General features: G+C 36.4%; 16 protein-coding genes and 1 other annotated feature. Of the genes, 10 read left to right on the top strand and 6 right to left on the bottom strand.

The features are described 5' to 3' along the window. The first annotated feature begins 14 nt into the window (after positions 1-14). The 7 genes from AC1Q8L_RS08845 to AC1Q8L_RS08875 all read left to right on the top strand — a co-directional run bounded on the left by AC1Q8L_RS08845 (position 15) and on the right by AC1Q8L_RS08875 (position 10,095). A complete protein-coding gene (locus tag AC1Q8L_RS08845) occupies positions 15-1,874 on the top strand; it encodes an FtsX-like permease family protein (RefSeq protein ID WP_000897802.1) in 1,860 nt (619 codons plus the stop codon). 348 nt (positions 1,875-2,222) lie between these two features. Beyond that, entirely contained in the window at positions 2,223-2,789 is a 567-nt protein-coding gene (locus AC1Q8L_RS08850) for a tyrosine-type recombinase/integrase (protein WP_000454206.1), read from the top strand. Positions 2,790-2,822: 33 nt separating this feature from the next. Beyond that, complete coding sequence (locus tag AC1Q8L_RS08855) at positions 2,823-3,320, top strand: cation:proton antiporter regulatory subunit (protein ID WP_001026053.1); 498 nt, start codon at positions 2,823-2,825, stop codon at positions 3,318-3,320. Positions 3,321-3,323: 3 nt separating this feature from the next. After that, positions 3,324-4,547 (top strand): cation:proton antiporter, encoded by a 1,224-nt coding sequence (locus tag AC1Q8L_RS08860; protein ID WP_000380176.1) that lies wholly within the window; start codon positions 3,324-3,326, stop codon positions 4,545-4,547. Positions 4,548-4,846: 299 nt separating this feature from the next. After that, complete coding sequence (locus tag AC1Q8L_RS08865; protein WP_001137537.1) at positions 4,847-6,040, top strand: MDR family MFS transporter; 1,194 nt, start codon at positions 4,847-4,849, stop codon at positions 6,038-6,040. Positions 6,041-6,228: 188 nt separating this feature from the next. Further along, positions 6,229-6,448 (top strand) — a binding site (T-box leader). 65 nt (positions 6,449-6,513) lie between these two features. Next, a complete protein-coding gene (gene leuS, locus AC1Q8L_RS08870; RefSeq protein ID WP_000009442.1) occupies positions 6,514-8,922 on the top strand; it encodes a leucine--tRNA ligase in 2,409 nt (802 codons plus the stop codon). Between the two features lie 234 nt (positions 8,923-9,156). Further along, positions 9,157-10,095 (top strand): hypothetical protein, encoded by a 939-nt coding sequence (locus AC1Q8L_RS08875; RefSeq protein ID WP_000677593.1) that lies wholly within the window; start codon positions 9,157-9,159, stop codon positions 10,093-10,095. A gap of 44 nt (positions 10,096-10,139) precedes the next feature. On the opposite strand, the gene AC1Q8L_RS08880 is transcribed toward AC1Q8L_RS08875, so the two are convergent. The 5 genes from AC1Q8L_RS08880 to AC1Q8L_RS08900 form a co-directional block, all read right to left on the bottom strand. Continuing rightward, positions 10,140-10,562 carry a pyrophosphohydrolase domain-containing protein gene (locus AC1Q8L_RS08880; RefSeq protein ID WP_000180554.1) on the bottom strand — a complete coding sequence of 141 codons (423 nt, stop codon included), beginning with the start codon at positions 10,560-10,562 and terminating at the stop codon, positions 10,140-10,142. A 97-nt stretch (positions 10,563-10,659) separates the two neighbouring features. Then, positions 10,660-10,845 carry a hypothetical protein gene (locus AC1Q8L_RS08885; protein ID WP_000038781.1) on the bottom strand — a complete coding sequence of 62 codons (186 nt, stop codon included), beginning with the start codon at positions 10,843-10,845 and terminating at the stop codon, positions 10,660-10,662. 92 nt (positions 10,846-10,937) lie between these two features. Next, positions 10,938-12,023 carry a spore germination protein GerHC gene (gene gerHC / locus AC1Q8L_RS08890; RefSeq protein ID WP_000411387.1) on the bottom strand — a complete coding sequence of 362 codons (1,086 nt, stop codon included), beginning with the start codon at positions 12,021-12,023 and terminating at the stop codon, positions 10,938-10,940. Continuing rightward, entirely contained in the window at positions 11,993-13,093 is a 1,101-nt protein-coding gene (locus tag AC1Q8L_RS08895) for a spore germination protein (RefSeq protein ID WP_000049081.1), read from the bottom strand. Before AC1Q8L_RS08895 ends, gerHC begins: the two co-directional genes overlap by 31 nt. Positions 13,094-13,110: 17 nt before the next feature. Beyond that, positions 13,111-15,141 carry a spore germination protein gene (locus AC1Q8L_RS08900; RefSeq protein WP_000638086.1) on the bottom strand — a complete coding sequence of 677 codons (2,031 nt, stop codon included), beginning with the start codon at positions 15,139-15,141 and terminating at the stop codon, positions 13,111-13,113. A gap of 152 nt (positions 15,142-15,293) precedes the next feature. Here AC1Q8L_RS08900 and AC1Q8L_RS08905 point away from each other — a divergent pair, with 152 nt between their 5' ends. After that, complete coding sequence (locus AC1Q8L_RS08905; RefSeq protein WP_001167624.1) at positions 15,294-16,418, top strand: homoserine O-acetyltransferase family protein; 1,125 nt, start codon at positions 15,294-15,296, stop codon at positions 16,416-16,418. Between the two features lie 49 nt (positions 16,419-16,467). On the opposite strand, the gene AC1Q8L_RS08910 is transcribed toward AC1Q8L_RS08905, so the two are convergent. After that, positions 16,468-16,650 (bottom strand): hypothetical protein, encoded by a 183-nt coding sequence (locus tag AC1Q8L_RS08910; protein WP_000171889.1) that lies wholly within the window; start codon positions 16,648-16,650, stop codon positions 16,468-16,470. A gap of 197 nt (positions 16,651-16,847) precedes the next feature. Between AC1Q8L_RS08910 and AC1Q8L_RS08915 the strand changes: the two genes are divergently transcribed. Next, positions 16,848-17,153: a rhodanese-like domain-containing protein gene (locus AC1Q8L_RS08915; protein ID WP_000141254.1), complete on the top strand. Its 306-nt coding sequence runs from the start codon at positions 16,848-16,850 to the stop codon at positions 17,151-17,153. Between the two features lie 78 nt (positions 17,154-17,231). Then, complete coding sequence (locus tag AC1Q8L_RS08920) at positions 17,232-17,456, top strand: spore germination protein (protein ID WP_000512463.1); 225 nt, start codon at positions 17,232-17,234, stop codon at positions 17,454-17,456. Positions 17,457-17,464: the final 8 nt, after the last annotated feature.

Raw genomic sequence — 17,464 nt, forward strand, 5'->3', positions numbered from 1 at the left:
AAGGAGGTTCCAGTATGTTATTTAAACTTTCCATGTCGGGGCTGAAAAGTAAGCTGAAAGATTATATCGTCTTACTTGTTGGTCTTGTCATGTCGATTTCAATTTTTTACATGTTCCAAACGTTAGCACTGAATAAAGCATTTTTAGAATCTAATTCAGTGATTAAATCTATTGGATTCGTATTCCAAGCAGGTTCATTTTTATTAGCAATTATAACGTTCTTCTACATTTTATATGCAAACTCTTTCTTATTATCTCTTCGTCAAAAAGAGTTCGGTATGTATATGATGTTAGGTGCGAAAAAACATAAAGTTACATTACTTATGTTTATTGAAACAATCGTATTAGGTGCTGCGTCTCTTGCAATCGGGATTGCAGTTGGAGTAGGACTTGCAGAAGGTATTGGACAGTTATTAATGAAACAGCTTGAATTTGCTGGTGAAGGGTATAAAGCATTTTATCTACCATCTATGACTGTTACTTGCATCTTCTTCTTTGCACTATTTGTATTATCAGCAATTATGAACAGTATTAAATTGTCACGTATTTCTGTATTGCAACTAGTACATGCAGATGCACAAACAGAGCGTGTTGCAGTAAAAGGTAAAAAGACAGTTGTAGTGGCATTCCTTGCTGTTATTTTATTAGGTATAGGTTATGCATCTATGATCTATATGGAAAAACTAAAAGAGATGGGAATCCTTATTGCATTAATTACAACGACAGCTGGTACTTACATGCTATTTGGCTCACTTCTTCCAGTCATTATTAAAAAGTTAAAAAGTAATAAAAAGCGTAGTGAAAAAGGACTTAATGCTTTTACATTTGCACAATTAAACTTCCGAATTAATAGTTTAACGAAAGTACTTGCAACAGTGGCAATGTTAGTTGCGCTTGGAGCTGGTGCAATTTCGGGCGGTATGGCGTTCAAAAATAACGTTATAAAAATGGTAGATGGTTTAGTAATATATGATTCAGTAGTTCATAATCCAACAGCTGAAGAAAAGAAAGTTTTAGACGGTATTACATTTAAAGAGAAAAGCGAATATCGTTACAAAGTTGATGATAAATACGTTTACTATGTAAAAGAAGATTTAGAGAAAAATCGTCCTTTCGTAAAAGATATGGCAAAGATGAAGTCTATGAAGGATTTAGTAAATACGAAAAAAGTTTCAGAGGAACTACCGGTAGGTGCAGTTTCTAGAGAGATGAATCAAAAAGATGCGAACACTAAAGAACTTTCAGCGGAATGGACAGATGCTTTTAGTACAATCCATCCATATTATTTATACAATGATCATGCAATTAAAATTGTAGATCAAAAAATGTACGATGGGATAAATGGTAAAGAAGGTATAGCATTTATCGGAAAAACAGATGATTTTTTAACATATAAAAAAGAATGGAAAAAACTTGATGAGTTGCAGCTAGATAAATATAAAAATGTAAAAGCTGAACAAATGGATAGTAAATATCAAGCTTATAGTGGGTTCTATGGCATTGCGAGTGGAACAGTATTTATGGGATTCTTCCTTGGAATTGCGTTCTTAGCAATGATGGCAAGCTGCCTTATGTTTAAAATTCTTTCTGGTGCATCAAAAGATATTACGCGTTATCAAATGCTTCGTAAAATCGGTGTGCGCCGTGAGTTACTAACGAAATCGATTTATAAAGAGTTATTCTTAGTATTCTTATTCCCAGCAATTGTGGGTATCGCTCACGTATTAGTTGGTATGAATATTTTCGGATTTATTTTAATCGATCCGTACTTCCGTATTTGGGTACCAATTGTAATTTTCGTAGTTATTTATGCGATTTATTACTTCATTACCGTTCAATTGTATAAAGGAATTGTTCTTCCGAAAGAAGATTAATAATAAAAACCGAGCAAAAACGCTCGGTTTTTATTATTTTCAGAAAAAAACACTTTAATGTTACTGAAATGTATAATATAATGTAAGTAAGTAACGTAATATAAAAGTAGAAGTAGCTGTATAAGGAAAGGAGGAATCCAATCTGTAGAAAGAAGCTGAACTTTTATCCCCACATTTTTTTACCGCAACGTATTTATACAATCGTAAGTTTCCACATTGAAAGTTTTCAGAACCACCTGAGTATATTGTGAAAATAATGGATAACACATGGAAATCTCATAGCATGATAAGGTAAAATGGACAACATAATGAGAAAATTACCGTTCATAAGATGAGGAGAATACATGTATGGAAGTTGTAGAGGCATTAAAAGATATAAGCCAAATTGAGGCTATGAAAAAATATTTAAAAGAGCACTCCCAGCGAGATTATCTTTTATTTGTTATTGGAATTAACACAGGATTAAAAATTACAGAACTACTTAGCATGAAATTTGAAGATGTATTAAATGAAGACGGGACTGTTAAAGAGTTTTATGCTCTTCCTGTGAAAGATGAAAAATTTAAACAAGATATTTATTTAAATACAAAAGTAAAAGAAGCGCTTTTAGATTACGTACAATCTATTGGCGTTAAAAGAGAAAATTACGTATTTCAATCTAATAAAACGCCAAATTCAATTACGCGCCAACAAGCGTATCGTGTAATTCATAATGCTGCAGAAGCAGTTGGAGTTGTTGGTAAAATCGGAACGAATTCAATGCGAAAAACGTTCGGATTTCATGCGTACAAAAGAGGGATAGCGATTGCGCTATTGCAAAAACATTTTCATCACGCGACTCCATCAGAGACACTAAAGTATTTAGGTATCTCAAAGGATGAGACCTTTAAAACGGAGATTGATGTCGATTTATAAAAGCCGTAACTAAAAAATTAGGAGGCGGAAAATATGAATATTAGAGAGAGTGAACTGCCGGGTATTGGATGTAAGTTTGAAGTGATTACAAAAGGTAATGAAAAGATGGTTATCGTTATTCATGATGATGGCCGAAGAGAAATGTACCATTTTGATGCTGATCATGAAGAGAGTATTTCAAGTGTCTCTCTTCGTGATTCTGAAGCGAGACAAATTGCAGCTATATTGGGCGGAATGGTATATAGGCCACAAGCTTTAGATACGATTGAAATGGCTTTTGAGGGATTATCAATTGAGTGGTTTAAGGTGGAAAATAATGCACCAGTTGTACAAAAAACAATTGGTAGTTTACATGTTCGAAACACATATAACGTAACGATTATTGCCATTTTGAAAAAGAATATGAAGAAGTTCTTTAATCCAGGCCCAGATTCTATCATTGAAGCTGGCGATATGCTCGTATTATCAGGCGAAAGACATGAAGTAAAAAGAATTATTAATGAGTTGCTTTCAGTAGGAGGGGATTCATAATCGATGGATACTTTAATCTTTGAAGTTGGAACTGCGTTAGTATTAGTCGCTTTTGCAGCTATTCTCGCTGCAAAGTTAAAGTTCTCGATTATTCCGTTTCTCATTATACTCGGTATGCTAGTGGGACCACATGCCCCAGATTTAGGGCTTATCGATTTAAGATTTATTGAAAGTGGAGAAGTTATTTCCTTCCTCGGCCGTGTTGGCGTTATATTCCTCTTATTCTATTTAGGCTTAGAATTCTCAATTAAAAAATTAATTAAATCAGGAAAATCAATTGCTTTTGGGGGAACTGTTCATATATCGCTTAATTTTATATTAGGTTTACTTTACGGATATATAATGGGTTTCCCCTTATTAGAAACATTAATTATTGCTGGGATCATAACAATTTCATCGAGTGCAATTGTTGCGAAAGTAATTGTTGATTTAAGAAGATCTGGTAATAAAGAGACGGAGCTAATTTTAGGAATCATTATGTTTGATGATATCTTTTTAGCGGTATATTTATCAGTCGTTTCAGGATTAGTACTCGGAGGGGCAACGTCATTTGTAGGTGCTCTTACATCTATTTTAATCGCAGTAGGGTATATGCTACTATTCTTTGTAGTTGCTAGAAAAGCTACACGATTCTTAAATAAAATGTTAGATATTTCGTCCAATGAAATTTTTATTATCGTAATATTCGCTATTTTATTCTTTGTAGCAGGATTTTCAGAAACGATTCATGTTGCAGAGGCAATTGGAGCATTATTACTAGGACTCGTTTTTTCTGAAACAGAGCATAGTGATCGAATTGAACAGCTTGTCGTTCCGTTTCGTGATTTCTTTGGAGCTATATTCTTTTTCAGCTTCGGTTTAAGTATAGACCCATTTTCACTTGGCGGAGCAGTGTGGTTGGCATTAGGAGCAGTTTTCATTACTCTTATCGGTAATTTTACTGCTGGAATGGTTGCGGGGCGTAAAGCTGGGTTATCGCATAAGGCTTCTACGAATATCGGTTTAACACTTGTATCACGCGGAGAATTTTCCATTATCGTCGCGAATATTGGAATTGCGGGCGGCTTAATGGCAACGATTAAACCATTCTCAGCTTTGTATGTTTTAATATTAGCATCGTTAGGACCTTTGTTAACGAAAGAATCTGGGAGAATATATTCCTTACTAGATAAAATATTTAAATGGAGCGCTAAAGAAAGTGCGAAGCGAGAAAAAGAAGTTGGATAGTACAAATAAGGGTAGACTGCATGAAAATTTCATGCAGTCTACCCTTTTATATATTGTTACTGTCGTCGTTTTTTGTCGGTAAGTCGATATATTTTAATAATCGCTGATATATTTGTAGTTGCGCCGATATATTTTGATAATCGCTGATATAATCCAAGAAGTAATCAATATAATTTCATTTACCGCAAAACCATTATCTGAATTTCATCAACTATTAATCAGTTGCCTTCCTATTTAAAAACGACTACAATTTTACTGTTATATATATGAACGAAAAAAATAGAATAGGAGGGGAAACTATGCCAAGGAAAGTATGGCTATTAGTAGCTGGGATGATTATTAATGTCACGGGTGCTTCTTTTTTATGGCCTTTTAATACAATTTATTTGCATGATCACCTAGGCAAATCTTTATCTGTGGCCGGAATGGTATTAATGATCAACTCGCTTACTGGTGTAATCGGAAACTTGCTCGGCGGTGTTTTATTTGATAAATGGGGCGGTTATAAATCAATTTTAGTAGGGATTGTCATTACACTTGTATCGATTTTAGGTCTTGTGTTCTTCCACGGTTGGCCGTTATATGTTGTGTGGCTAGCGTTAATCGGCTTCGGTTCTGGGATGGTCTTCCCATCGATGTACGCGATGGTTGGTACGGTTTGGCCAGAGGGCGGAAGACGAGCGTTTAATGCGATGTACGTTGGACAAAACGTTGGTATTGCGATTGGAACAGCGTGCGGTGGTTTAGTTGCTTCATATCGTTTTGATTATATTTTCTTAGCGAACTTTATTTTATACTTTGTTTTCTTCTTAATTGCTTTTATTGGATTCCGTGGTATGGAAGACAAGAAAGAGCCAGGAGTGCAAAAAGAAGTCGAGACGAAAAAAGGTTGGTCACTTACACCTGGATTCAAAGCACTTCTTATCGTATGTGTAGCATATGCTTTATGCTGGGTTACATACGTACAGTGGCAAGGAGCGATTGCAACACATATGCAAGAATTGAATATTAGCCTTCGCCACTATAGTTTATTATGGACGATAAACGGAGCGATGATCGTTTGTGCGCAGCCGTTAGTTAGTATGTTAATTCGCTGGATGAAGCGTTCTTTAAAGCAACAAATTATGATTGGAATTTTCATTTTTGCGGCGTCATTCATTGTGCTAAGTCAAGCGCAGCAATTTACGATGTTCCTCATTGCGATGGTAACATTAACAATTGGTGAGTTATTTGTATGGCCTGCGGTTCCAACGATTGCAAATATACTTGCACCAAAAGATAAATTAGGGTTTTATCAAGGGGTCGTAAATAGTGCGGCGACTGTAGGGAAAATGTTCGGGCCGGTCGTTGGCGGAGCAATTGTGGATTTATACAATATGGAAGTATTGTTTATAGCAATCATGGTAATGCTTGTAGTAGCGCTTATAGCAACGAGTATTTATGATAAACGAGTAAAAGTAGAAGAAGCAGTTGAAGAAAAAATTGCAGTTTAGTTTGACGGAACATGTTCACATGTTTTAGAATATATTTAAATAAAACAACCTTTAGAACAAGGGAGATAGCTCGGCTGTCTTAAGATGAATTCGTTAGTTATTAAGAGTAACGATTAACCGAGAAGTCCTCGCTTTAAGTAAGCTCTTAAGAGATACTAGATGAAGGATAGTTCACTTAACTTATATGTGTAATAACAGTGAGAAGGAGTAGTAGTAATAGAAGCTGGTTTAGAGAGTTGACGGTCGGTGCAAGTCAATCCACGTTTCGTTATGAACTCGCCTTTGAGTTGCAGTTGTGAAACTAATAGTAGCAATTGCCGTTAATCCACGTTACGGATCTAAGCGAATGTATATTTTTACATTAATTTAGGGTGGTACCGCGGGAATCTATAACCTCTCGTCCCTTTCTAGGGATGAGAGGTTTTTTGTATTTTGGGCGGTGAAAATAAATAGAATTTCAAGGAGGGTATCTCATGAGCTTTAATCATCAAGATATTGAGAAGAAGTGGCAAGGGTACTGGGAAGAGAATAAAACATTCCGTACGCCAGATGAGACAGAAAAACCAAAATTTTATGCACTAGATATGTTCCCATATCCATCAGGTGCAGGCCTACACGTAGGACATCCAGAAGGTTATACAGCGACAGATATTTTATCTCGTATGAAGCGTATGCAAGGGTATAACGTTCTTCATCCAATGGGATGGGATGCATTTGGTCTTCCAGCAGAGCAATATGCACTTGATACTGGAAACAGCCCAGCTGAATTTACAGAGCATAATATTAATACGTTCCGTAACCAAATTAAATCATTAGGTTTCTCTTATGATTGGGACCGTGAAGTAAATACAACAGATCCAAACTACTATAAGTGGACACAATGGATCTTCTTAAAACTATTTGAAAAAGGCTTAGCTTACGTTGATGAAGTACCTGTAAACTGGTGTCCAGCACTTGGTACAGTACTTGCAAACGAAGAAATCATTGACGGTAAGAGTGAGCGTGGTGGACATCCAGTTGAGCGTCGTCCGATGAGACAGTGGATGTTAAAAATTACAGCTTACGGAGATCGTCTATTAGAAGATCTAGATGAGCTTGATTGGCCTGAAAGTTTAAAAGATATGCAACGTAACTGGATCGGTCGTTCTGAAGGTGCAGAAGTACACTTCAACATCGACGGTACAGATGAGAAGTTCACAGTTTTCACAACGCGTCCTGATACACTATTTGGTGCAACATATTGTGTACTTGCTCCGGAACATGCACTTGTTGCAGAAATTACAACAGCAGAACAAAAAGAAGCGGTAGAAGCTTACATTAACGCTGTAAAAATGAAGAGTGACCTAGAGCGTACAGAACTTGCGAAAGAAAAAACTGGTGTATTCACTGGTGCTTACGCAGTTAACCCAGTAAACGGTGAGAAATTACCAATCTGGATTGCTGACTATGTTCTTGCAACTTACGGAACAGGTGCTGTAATGGCAGTTCCAGCTCACGATGAGCGTGATTATGAATTCGCATCAGTATTTAATCTTCCAATGAAGGAAGTTGTAAAAGGCGGAGATATTACGAAAGAAGTGTACACAGGTGATGGTGCACACGTAAACTCAGCATTCCTTGATGGATTAAATAAAGAAGAAGCAATCGCAAAAATGATTGAATGGCTTGAAGTAACGAGCGCAGGAAATCAAAAAGTAACGTACCGTCTACGTGACTGGTTATTCAGCCGTCAACGTTACTGGGGTGAGCCAATTCCAGTAATTCACTGGGAAGATGGTACAATGACAGCTGTGAAAGAAGAGGAATTACCATTAGTTCTTCCGAAAACAGAAAACATCCGTCCTTCAGGTACAGGTGAATCACCACTTGCTAACATTGACGAGTGGGTAAATGTTGTTGATCCTGAGACTGGTAAAAAAGGTCGTCGTGAAACAAATACAATGCCGCAATGGGCTGGTAGCTGTTGGTATTACCTACGTTACATCGATCCAAACAATAGCGAAGCACTTGTAGATCCTGAAAAAGTAAAACAATGGCTTCCAGTTGATATTTATATCGGTGGTGCAGAGCACGCTGTACTTCACTTACTATATGCTCGTTTCTGGCATAAAGTATTATACGATATCGGTGTAGTTCCAACGAAAGAACCGTTCCAACAATTATTCAACCAAGGTATGATTCTAGGTGAAAACAACGAGAAAATGAGTAAATCAAAAGGTAACGTTGTAAACCCTGATGATATCGTAGCAAGCCACGGTGCAGATACACTTCGTCTATACGAAATGTTCATGGGACCATTAGATGCTTCAATCGCTTGGTCTGAAAATGGTCTTGACGGAGCTCGTCGTTTCCTAGACCGCGTATGGCGTCTATTCGTTCAAGATAACGGTGAATTAAGTGAGAAAATTACTGACGCACCAAATAAAGAGCTTGAAAAAGCTTACCATCAAACAGTGAAGAAAGTAACAGAAGACTATGCAGAGCTTCGCTTCAACACAGCGATTTCTCAAATGATGGTATTCATCAACGATGCATACAAAGCTGAAACACTTCCAAGAGAATATGTAGAAGGTTTCGTAAAAATGATTGCACCAGTTGCACCTCATATCGGGGAAGAGCTATGGAGCAAACTTGGATACAATGAAACAATCACATATGCAAGCTGGCCAACATTTGATGAGTCTAAACTTGTAGAAGATGAAGTTGAAATCGTTGTTCAAGTTATGGGTAAAGTTCGCGCAAAACTAACAATGAGTAAAGACGCATCAAAAGAAGAAATGGAACAACTTGCACTTGAAGCAATTCAAGACCAAATTGAAGGGAAAACAGTTCGTAAAGTAATTGTTGTTCCTGGAAAACTTGTTAACGTTGTTGCAAACTAATTTATTCTAAATGAAAGCTCAGAGTATTTATACTCTGAGCTTTTTTGTGTAAAAAATAATCTTTGGATCACTTTTATATAAGTTTTTAATTTATAAAGAAGTTTACTTTAAAGGCGTTTTGCATCTTTTCCTTTAATTTGTTTGTTGAGGAATTCTTATAAAGACAAACACCTATTCTTCACTAGGAAATATGATAAAAAAGGTAGGTAAAATTGAGCAGAAGAGGTGAAAGGAATGAAAGGGATGGACAATAATGCACCACATGGTTTCTTCGGGGGTGGATCGGATAGTTATGAACAAATGATGTTAATGGGAGGAGGACAACAAGGATACGGTGGAATTCCGAGCTGGATGGGTGGAGCAGCAGGAGGATTTCCAACATCGGTAGCTGGCATGCAAACTGGAATGCCTACATTAATGGGAGGATTTTCGACATCAGGGGCTGGAATGCCTACAGTAACAGGAGGATTTCCAACATCAGTAGCTGGCGTACAGACAGGAATTCCAGTAGGGGGACCAACTACATTTCCTTCTTTCGTTGGAGGAGTGCAGACAGGATTCCCTGTACCGGGAGTAGGTGTAGTGGCAGGAGGAGTAGGTGGTTATCCACAGGGTGTTCACGATCATCATGTACATCACCATCACCAAGGCCACCACGGTCATCATGTACATCACCACCACCAAGGCCACCAAGGCCATCATGGTCATCATCACCATCAAGGCCAACATGGCCACCACGGTCATCATCACCATCAAGGTCACCAAGGCCATCATGGTCATCATCACCATCAAGGTCACCAAGGCCATCATGGTCATCACCAACAACAAGTACATCATCAAGGTCACCACCACATTCATCCGCAAGCTGTTCTTTATCAAACTCACCAAGGCCAACATGGTCACCATGGACATCACCACCAAGGTCACCACCATCACCAAGGTCATCAAGGTCATCAAGGCCAACACGGTCATCATGGGCACCAAGGCCAACATCATGGACACCAAGGTCAACAGCACCAACATCATCAACAATATCAGCAATATCAGCAATATCAACAACAGCAACAATCTTCTCCTTGGACAGGTGGAATTGGAGCAGGAGGAGCAGGGGCAGCAGCAGGAGCAGCTAGTATTAGTGGAGCAGCAGGACACGCAGGGCACGTGGGTCATTAATGATTGGCAGAAAAAAAGCCATAATAAAAAACTGCTAGGAAATCCTAGCAGTTTTTTTCAGCTTCTTGACGCTGACGTTCAATTTCAGCACGAAGTTGTGGTTCCGGTGCTTGCCAGCCTTCTGGCTTTAGAATCTTACCGTCGCCTTCACGGAATCGAGGCTTCCCATCAGGGAATAGTTTTGCCATGTTGGCGTTGTTTACAATTTCGAATCCTTTATCTGGACGTACGCCCATTTCTGCAAACGTTCCGAATGCAAAGTAAATAAGGTCAATCAGTGCATCGTATTGATCTTCAACAGTCGTTGCCTCTAGAAATTCTTCTAGTTCTTCCTGCATAAAACTTGCACGGATTTTTGCACGCTCTTCTGTTAATTTTGTTGGAGTATTTGTCACAGGATGTCCGAATACTTCATGCATTTTCGCAACAAGTTCGTATCCTTTATCTAAACCTTTTTCGTTTGTCATGTTGTTTCATCCTTTCTTACGTTATGCCGAAGTTTATTGTAACATAAGGTGATTATGAAATGAAAAGAACATCTTATCGAAATAAGATGTTCGCTCGTTATTCTTCTTTTTTTATTAAAAGCGATGAAATAAGATCGATGCCAAAAATACCGACGAGTAACATTGGTATAACGACAAGCAAGTAACGTGTGAAGGAAACATTTTTTAAGTATGTATGAGCAAATAAAAAGACGCCGAGAAATAAAATACCATTTAAAATAGGCTTTACTAATTTTTTAGACATAAGCTCCCCCATAAATATCTTCTCTCTCTATTTGATAATAAAAAACTCCTCTCTCCGTTGTATCATGCTGGAGAGAGGAGTTCAATCATTTCTCATTCAATGACACCAGAATTTGTAATATTTACGGTGTATTTTATATGAACCGGAACATCTTTATACATTTGTCTCCATTCTTCTAATTTGAATGGGCGATAATGTTGTTTATACTTTGCACCTAGTCCGAGAGGATCGACGCCTAAAGATTTAAATTGCTTAATTAACTTAGCAGCTTGTTTATCTAATTGTTTTTGGACATCTTTTTCAATGTTTTTTGTGTTCTTGTTATTTTCTAAGTTAATTTGTTTTGATAGTTCTTGAATACGTGCGTCAAGACGAACGTGAATGAAAAAAGAAGGCTTTCCGTTTTTAATTTTTATATCGTAAGTTGGAACAGAACGAATATTATTAATCATTACGTACGCAGAATCTGTTTTAAATTCATGTGAATCTAATTTATGTTTCTCTAATAGTCCTTTAAATATGAACATATCTTTTTCCGCAATTTTACCGATATATTTATCCTTTTTAAAAAGGCCAATTCCGGTAATTTTTATTTTATCACCATGCTTCTTTAGAATGGGAATATAGTAGTCTTTTCCTTCTTGATAATAGCGAAATGCTCCTATATGTAGATTATCCGCTGGTAAAGGTCCGGTCTCCATGTTATGTTCTAGCAATTTTTTTATATAAATTGCAACGTTGTATGAAGTCGAATATTTGCCTTTTAAAAGTTCAGTACCATTCCCATCTAATAAAGCAGCATATAAAGCGTTCCCTATATTCACATCTCGGAGTAATGTATCGAATGAAGTAGACATTCCTGTTTTGGCAAGTCTTATCGTATATAGAGCGACACGCATTTGTCCACTAGCAAAAGGTTGAGAAGACTCTAAAGATGTGTCTGCTTTTACTTGTTTTACCGCATTTGCACTGCCTTCAAAAACTTGAACTTTATTTCCTTTTTTTTGAATGGGACAAACGAATGTCACTTTTACTTTATTATCTTTTGCGACATCAAAAACGCTTCCTTGAATAAGTTGTACATCATCGATAATATTTTTTTGTAAACATCCAATTAGACTGAAGAATGTTATACAAGAAATAAGTATTAATTTGCTTGTGCTTTTGATTTTTTCCATTTTCTTTTCACCCACACAATAATAAATAGGATTGGGATGTATACATAAATGAGCCAAAAACTAACTTTTGATACATTACTAATAAAGTTATTAATATCGTGTCTGTTTGTTAAAAGTTGCGAAACAATGAGAGTGATAAAGATAAAAGCAATTAAAACACCCCTTTGTTTTACACGGAATATTTCATGAGTTCCTCTCATTGACGCCCATAAAGGGAGGATAAAACTTGAAATAATAACGAGTGCATAGCCTGAAATTGCAATATATTCGAGTCTTTCTATAAATGGTAATTGAATGACTTGGGTCATAGAAAGTTGTGCCCATATTGTTTTTAACAATTGCTTCTCACTAAAAAATGCAAAGGCTAAAAGGGTACTAAATAGATATAGAAGATTTGAAAATAGTGCTCCAAGCTGAGCGTATTTATGAGATTGCATAGGCTTTTTCACAAATGGATACACCATGAGGTAAATCTCAAAACCGGTCATACTGTAGATTGACAGTTGAGCGGATTTTAAAATGTCTGAAAAAGAATGTGTGAATATAGGTAGTAAATTATCCCAATGTGAATATTTCAAAACGAATAAGCTTAGAAATAAATATCCTAATGTACCACCAACAGAGATGACGCAAATACCGGTAATTACACGAAATCCAGAAGAGATAATGTAATAGCTAACTAAGCATAAAAAGAGTGTTAACATAAAGGTGGAAGCGGTAGGAAACATCCATACTTGAATAATTTCAACATATGTTCGGATGACTGAAATACTAACGATTAAAAAATAAGCCATAAAGATGATGCTAATGCCATTTCCTAGCCATTTTCCAAATGTTTGCCGATGTAAATCAACTAAATTCCCATTTGTTTCTTTTAATAAGACATACATCATCCATATAATAATATGGATGAAAATTCCCGTGATTATAACTCCCATCCAGCCGTCGTATCCAGCGGCTTTTGCGATAATTCGAGCGAATCCGAGAACTCCAGCACCGAACTGTGCACCGTGAATTAAGAAGAAAACAAAGACAGGAGATATTTGATATTTTTCTTGAACTTTACTCATCGAATGCACCTCATTTCTTAATCATCAAAGTCTGATCTATGTTTTGTTGAAATTCCTTTCGCTGCTTTTTTTACATGTTGTGGCCTTGCTTGTACATCTCTTGTATCAATCATTGTTAAAGGAAAACGAATCCAAGAATCTTTAACAGATTGTTGTCTTGTTGGATAAAACAAAGCGTATGGCTTGCGTAAAGAAGTAAGCCTGAATAGATGAGTAAATAAGAAGATAAATCCAAGAGAAATCCCGAACAATCCGCCTATTTCTGCAAACATAAGAAAAGGAAAGCGTAGTAATCGAACAGCGTTACCCATTTTATAAATAGGTGTAATAAAGGAAGCAAGTGCTGATAAGGCAACGATAATTAATAAAATATTGCTCGTTAAACCAGCTTGTACAGATGCTTGCCCGATTACGATACCGCCTACAATACCGAGCGTTTGACCAACTTTCATTGGTAACCTTGCGCCGGCTTCTCTTAATAAATCAATTGCAAGTTCTAAAAAGAGCGCTTCAATTAAAGGTGGGAATGGTACTTGTGCCCTTGATAAAATCAAAGTTTCAAGTAAATCACTTGGAATAAGTTCATAATGATAATTTAAAACTGCAACGTATAATGGTGTAGCGCAAATTGAAAATAGAACGGCAATTAATCTTAAAATCCTTGAAAATGTAGCGTACATCCAGGAGACGTTATAGTCTTCTGGTGAAATGAAAAAATCGAAATAGGATACAGGTGTTAGTAAAACACTTGGAGAACCATCAACGAAAATAGCGATTTTTCCATCAATTAGTGCTTTTGTAACTCTATCAGTGCGTTCTGTATTAATATAGAGAGGGAAGATCGATTTTTCACCCATCAATTCTTGTATATAAGCACTATCATTAATTTGATCATACTCAAGAGCGCGTAATGATTCTTCTAGAAAATCTACATTATCTTTTTCAGCGAGGTTGTCTAAATACATCATGACAACTTTTGTTTTGGAAAACTCGCCGATAATCATTTCTTTTGTTTGTAAATCCAAAACAGGAAGACGTTTTCGAACTAAATTAATGTTTGTATCAATATCCTCTACAAAACCTTCTTGCGGACCAATAACAGTTGATTCGTTTAAAGGAGGGGTTGGTGCACGATAATTATCAATTGCAATGTTTGCAAGCATACATTTTTGATCTTGCTGATTCAATTGAATAATCGCATGCCCCTTTAAAACCATATCCTCAATTTTTTGTAAGTCGTTCGTAATTGTAATGCCGCTCATCGGGATATGTTCCTTCAGCTCTTCTAGTGATGCGTTAGGTCGTTCTAAAAGAGTGGGCATTAAATACTTTTGTAATTTTTCTCCATCAAGTGAAGGTCGATAGTAAGAAATCCAATAAGGCATCGTTTCATCGTCGGATGTATGATAATTTACAAAATCACTAGACTTTTTCAGCTTCTCTATTAAATTTTGTAAAGAATGAATACGATCTTTTTCTGGTTTTGTAAAGTCATAAATACTATTACCTTTAGAGTTTTGCTGCTGTTGTCCTTGAGAAGATTTGTCTTGTTTAGCACTTTGTTGTTGATCCTGCTCGGAGTCGTTTTGCTTAGAATGTTGCTGTTGCCCTTGCTCCGAGTTGTCTTGCTTAGAGTGTTGTTGATTTTGCTCTGAGTTGTCTTGCTTAGAATGTTGCTGTTGTTCTTGAGAAGGTTCGTCTTGTTTAGCACTTTGTTGCTTACCTTGAGAGGAATCCTCTTGTTTAGCACTTTGTTGTTTATCTTGAGAGGAATCCTCTTGTTTAGCACTTTGTTGCTTACCTTGAGAGGAATCCTCTTGTTTAGCGCTTTGTTGTTTATCTTGAGACGAGTCCTCCTGTTTAGCACTTTGTTGCTTATCCTGAGAAGAATCTTTTTGCTCGTTATTTTTACCTTTATTATGTTTCATACTTCTAGTCTGTTCTTTGTTATCATCCTCTTGATTGTTAGAATGCTGCTCCCAGTTATCTGTTTCGTTTGCTTCTGGTGTATTTGATTTTTTTTTCTTACGTAACCAATTCCAAATCATATGTACGCCCTCTTTAATCTTGTAATATAGTGCTATTTTGTGGCTAATTTTGTATATTATTCATTTATTTATGAAAAGAAGAAGGAGATTAGTTTGCATAGAAAAAAATCTTTAGTAAGCAGTTCATACTATAACGGGGAGAGGGAGAGTCTGTGCAAATTGTAAAAAAGGAGAAGTTTGTTTTAAAAGAGTTTACGTTTGAAAATGGCAGGGAAATTCCTGTTCAAATGGGATACGAGACATATGGTACGTTGAATAGAGAAAGGTCAAATGTGATTTTGGTTTGTCATTATTTTAGTGCAACAAGTCATGCGGCAGGAAAATATACAGTGCATGATGAGGAGTCTGGTTGGTGGGATGGGCTCATTGGACCTGGGAAAGCAATTGATACAAATAAGTATTTTGTTATATGTACGGATAATCTTTGTAATGTGCAGGCGAGGAATCCATATGTGATTACAACAGGACCGAAATCGATTAATCCAGAAACTGGAGAAGAATATGCTATGGATTTTCCGGTTTTTACATTTCTTGATGTAGCTCGTATGCAATATGAGTTAATAAAAGGTATGGGAATTTCAAGGTTACACGCTGTAATCGGACCGTCGGCGGGGGGAATGATTGCACAACAATGGGCGGTTCACTATCCACATATGGTAGAGCGGATGATTGGCGTTATTACGAACCCACAAAATCCAATTATTACGTCTGTAAACGTAGCACAAAATGCGATTGAGGCAATTCAACTGGATCCAAGTTGGAAAGATGGAAAATACGGAGAAGAGCAGCCGATAAAAGGGCTTCATTTAGCAAATAGAATGATGTTTATGAACGCGTTTGATGAGCATTTTTATGAAATGGCATTTCCTCGTAATAGTATAGAGATAGAACCTTATAAAAAGTTTTCTACATTAACATCATTTGAAAAAGAGATAAATAAAGCGACATATAGAAGTATAGAGTTAGTAGATGCAAATTCATGGATGTATACTGCGAAGGCAGTTTTATTGCATGATATTGCACATGGGTTTTCTTCACTAGAAGAATCTCTTTCTAACATAGAAGCGAATGTACTTATGATTCCGTGTAAACAAGATTTGCTTCAGCCGTCTCGTTATAATTATAAAATGGTAGATATTTTGCAAAAACAAGGAAAATATGCGGAAGTGTATGAGATAGAAAGTATAAATGGGCATATGGCAGGAGCATTTGATATTCATTTATTTGAAAAGAAAGTTTATGAATTTTTGAATCGGAAAGTATCTAGTTTTGTGTAGAAGACAAATGATGGGGAAAAGGTGCAATGTTTGTAATAGGCACCTTTTTTTACATAATTTGTAGACGGAAAATATATGTAGCGATTGCTATACCGAAAAACGCTATGCTAAGCAATAGAAATAAGAATGACATTTCTTGTGGGGAGTTTATTTTTCTATTATTTTTCATACTAAGAGCAATAATTGCAGCGAGTAAGAACACAATGCCCATAATGAAAAGAAAAAGCGTCATTTTAATCGACTCCTTTCATAAAACAAGTATATTGAGGATACAATGTGCTAGTTATGTTTGTAAAGAATAAATTTTTAGAGAAAATTGAGAAATAGTTTTTCGATTCTTTGCGTTCTTTCTTTTGCGTGCTAAAATTGGTAGAGAATGTTTGTGAAAAAGAAACTAAAGGTTTTATTGTATATAAGGAGGAACTACATATGACAGAAGTTAATACAATTACTACAGAAGAGGTACAAGAGCGTTTAGAAAATGGAGAAACGTTATTTTTAGTAGATGTAAGAGAAGATGAAGAAGTAGCGGCAGGAAAGATTCCAGAAGCTGTACATATTAAAATGGGCGATATCCCACATAAAGTAGATTTCTTTAATAAAGAGAATGAATATATCTTTATTTGTCGTTCAGGAATGCGCAGTGAAAATGTATGTCATTATTTAAATGAGCAAGGATTTAAAACAGTGAATATGGTTGGCGGTATGCTTCAATATGAAGGTGAAACGAAATAGTTAATAGTTAAAAACTTGAAACGAGTCTGTTTCAAGTTTTTTTCTTTTGCATACAGTATAAAAAAGGAGGAGGGGTCAATGGGGATTAACTTGCGTAAAGTAAAAATTATTAATAATACAGGAGCTGTTAATGTCGGCGACTGTTATGATATCTCGCCTTTAGCTGTAGCAAAAGTATATGCAGGTGCTGGAGGGTCGAGTGCGGCTATTTTTTTAAATGGGAAAAGACAGCCAGAAGCAGTCATTAGAACATCAGTGTTTCTTCCGCCATTAGCAACGAGTACACGTACATTAGGTTCATAGAGGAAAGG

It is taken from the genome of Bacillus sp. GW823-FHT06A11 (assembly GCF_058795355.1).

Coding starts and splice junctions, on each gene's coding strand:
- AC1Q8L_RS08860 (WP_000380176.1), top strand. CDS start 3,324: ATGGATACTTTAATCTTTGAAGTTGGAACTGCGTTAGTATTAGTCGCT.
- AC1Q8L_RS08850 (WP_000454206.1), top strand. CDS start 2,223: ATGGAAGTTGTAGAGGCATTAAAAGATATAAGCCAAATTGAGGCTATG.
- AC1Q8L_RS08875 (WP_000677593.1), top strand. CDS start 9,157: ATGAAAGGGATGGACAATAATGCACCACATGGTTTCTTCGGGGGTGGA.
- AC1Q8L_RS08855 (WP_001026053.1), top strand. CDS start 2,823: ATGAATATTAGAGAGAGTGAACTGCCGGGTATTGGATGTAAGTTTGAA.
- AC1Q8L_RS08915 (WP_000141254.1), top strand. CDS start 16,848: ATGACAGAAGTTAATACAATTACTACAGAAGAGGTACAAGAGCGTTTA.
- AC1Q8L_RS08865 (WP_001137537.1), top strand. CDS start 4,847: ATGCCAAGGAAAGTATGGCTATTAGTAGCTGGGATGATTATTAATGTC.
- leuS (WP_000009442.1), top strand. CDS start 6,514: ATGAGCTTTAATCATCAAGATATTGAGAAGAAGTGGCAAGGGTACTGG.
- AC1Q8L_RS08900 (WP_000638086.1), bottom strand. CDS start 15,141: ATGATTTGGAATTGGTTACGTAAGAAAAAAAAATCAAATACACCAGAA.
- AC1Q8L_RS08895 (WP_000049081.1), bottom strand. CDS start 13,093: ATGAGTAAAGTTCAAGAAAAATATCAAATATCTCCTGTCTTTGTTTTC.
- AC1Q8L_RS08920 (WP_000512463.1), top strand. CDS start 17,232: ATGGGGATTAACTTGCGTAAAGTAAAAATTATTAATAATACAGGAGCT.
- AC1Q8L_RS08880 (WP_000180554.1), bottom strand. CDS start 10,562: ATGACAAACGAAAAAGGTTTAGATAAAGGATACGAACTTGTTGCGAAA.
- AC1Q8L_RS08845 (WP_000897802.1), top strand. CDS start 15: ATGTTATTTAAACTTTCCATGTCGGGGCTGAAAAGTAAGCTGAAAGAT.
- AC1Q8L_RS08910 (WP_000171889.1), bottom strand. CDS start 16,650: ATGACGCTTTTTCTTTTCATTATGGGCATTGTGTTCTTACTCGCTGCA.
- AC1Q8L_RS08885 (WP_000038781.1), bottom strand. CDS start 10,845: ATGTCTAAAAAATTAGTAAAGCCTATTTTAAATGGTATTTTATTTCTC.
- gerHC (WP_000411387.1), bottom strand. CDS start 12,023: ATGGAAAAAATCAAAAGCACAAGCAAATTAATACTTATTTCTTGTATA.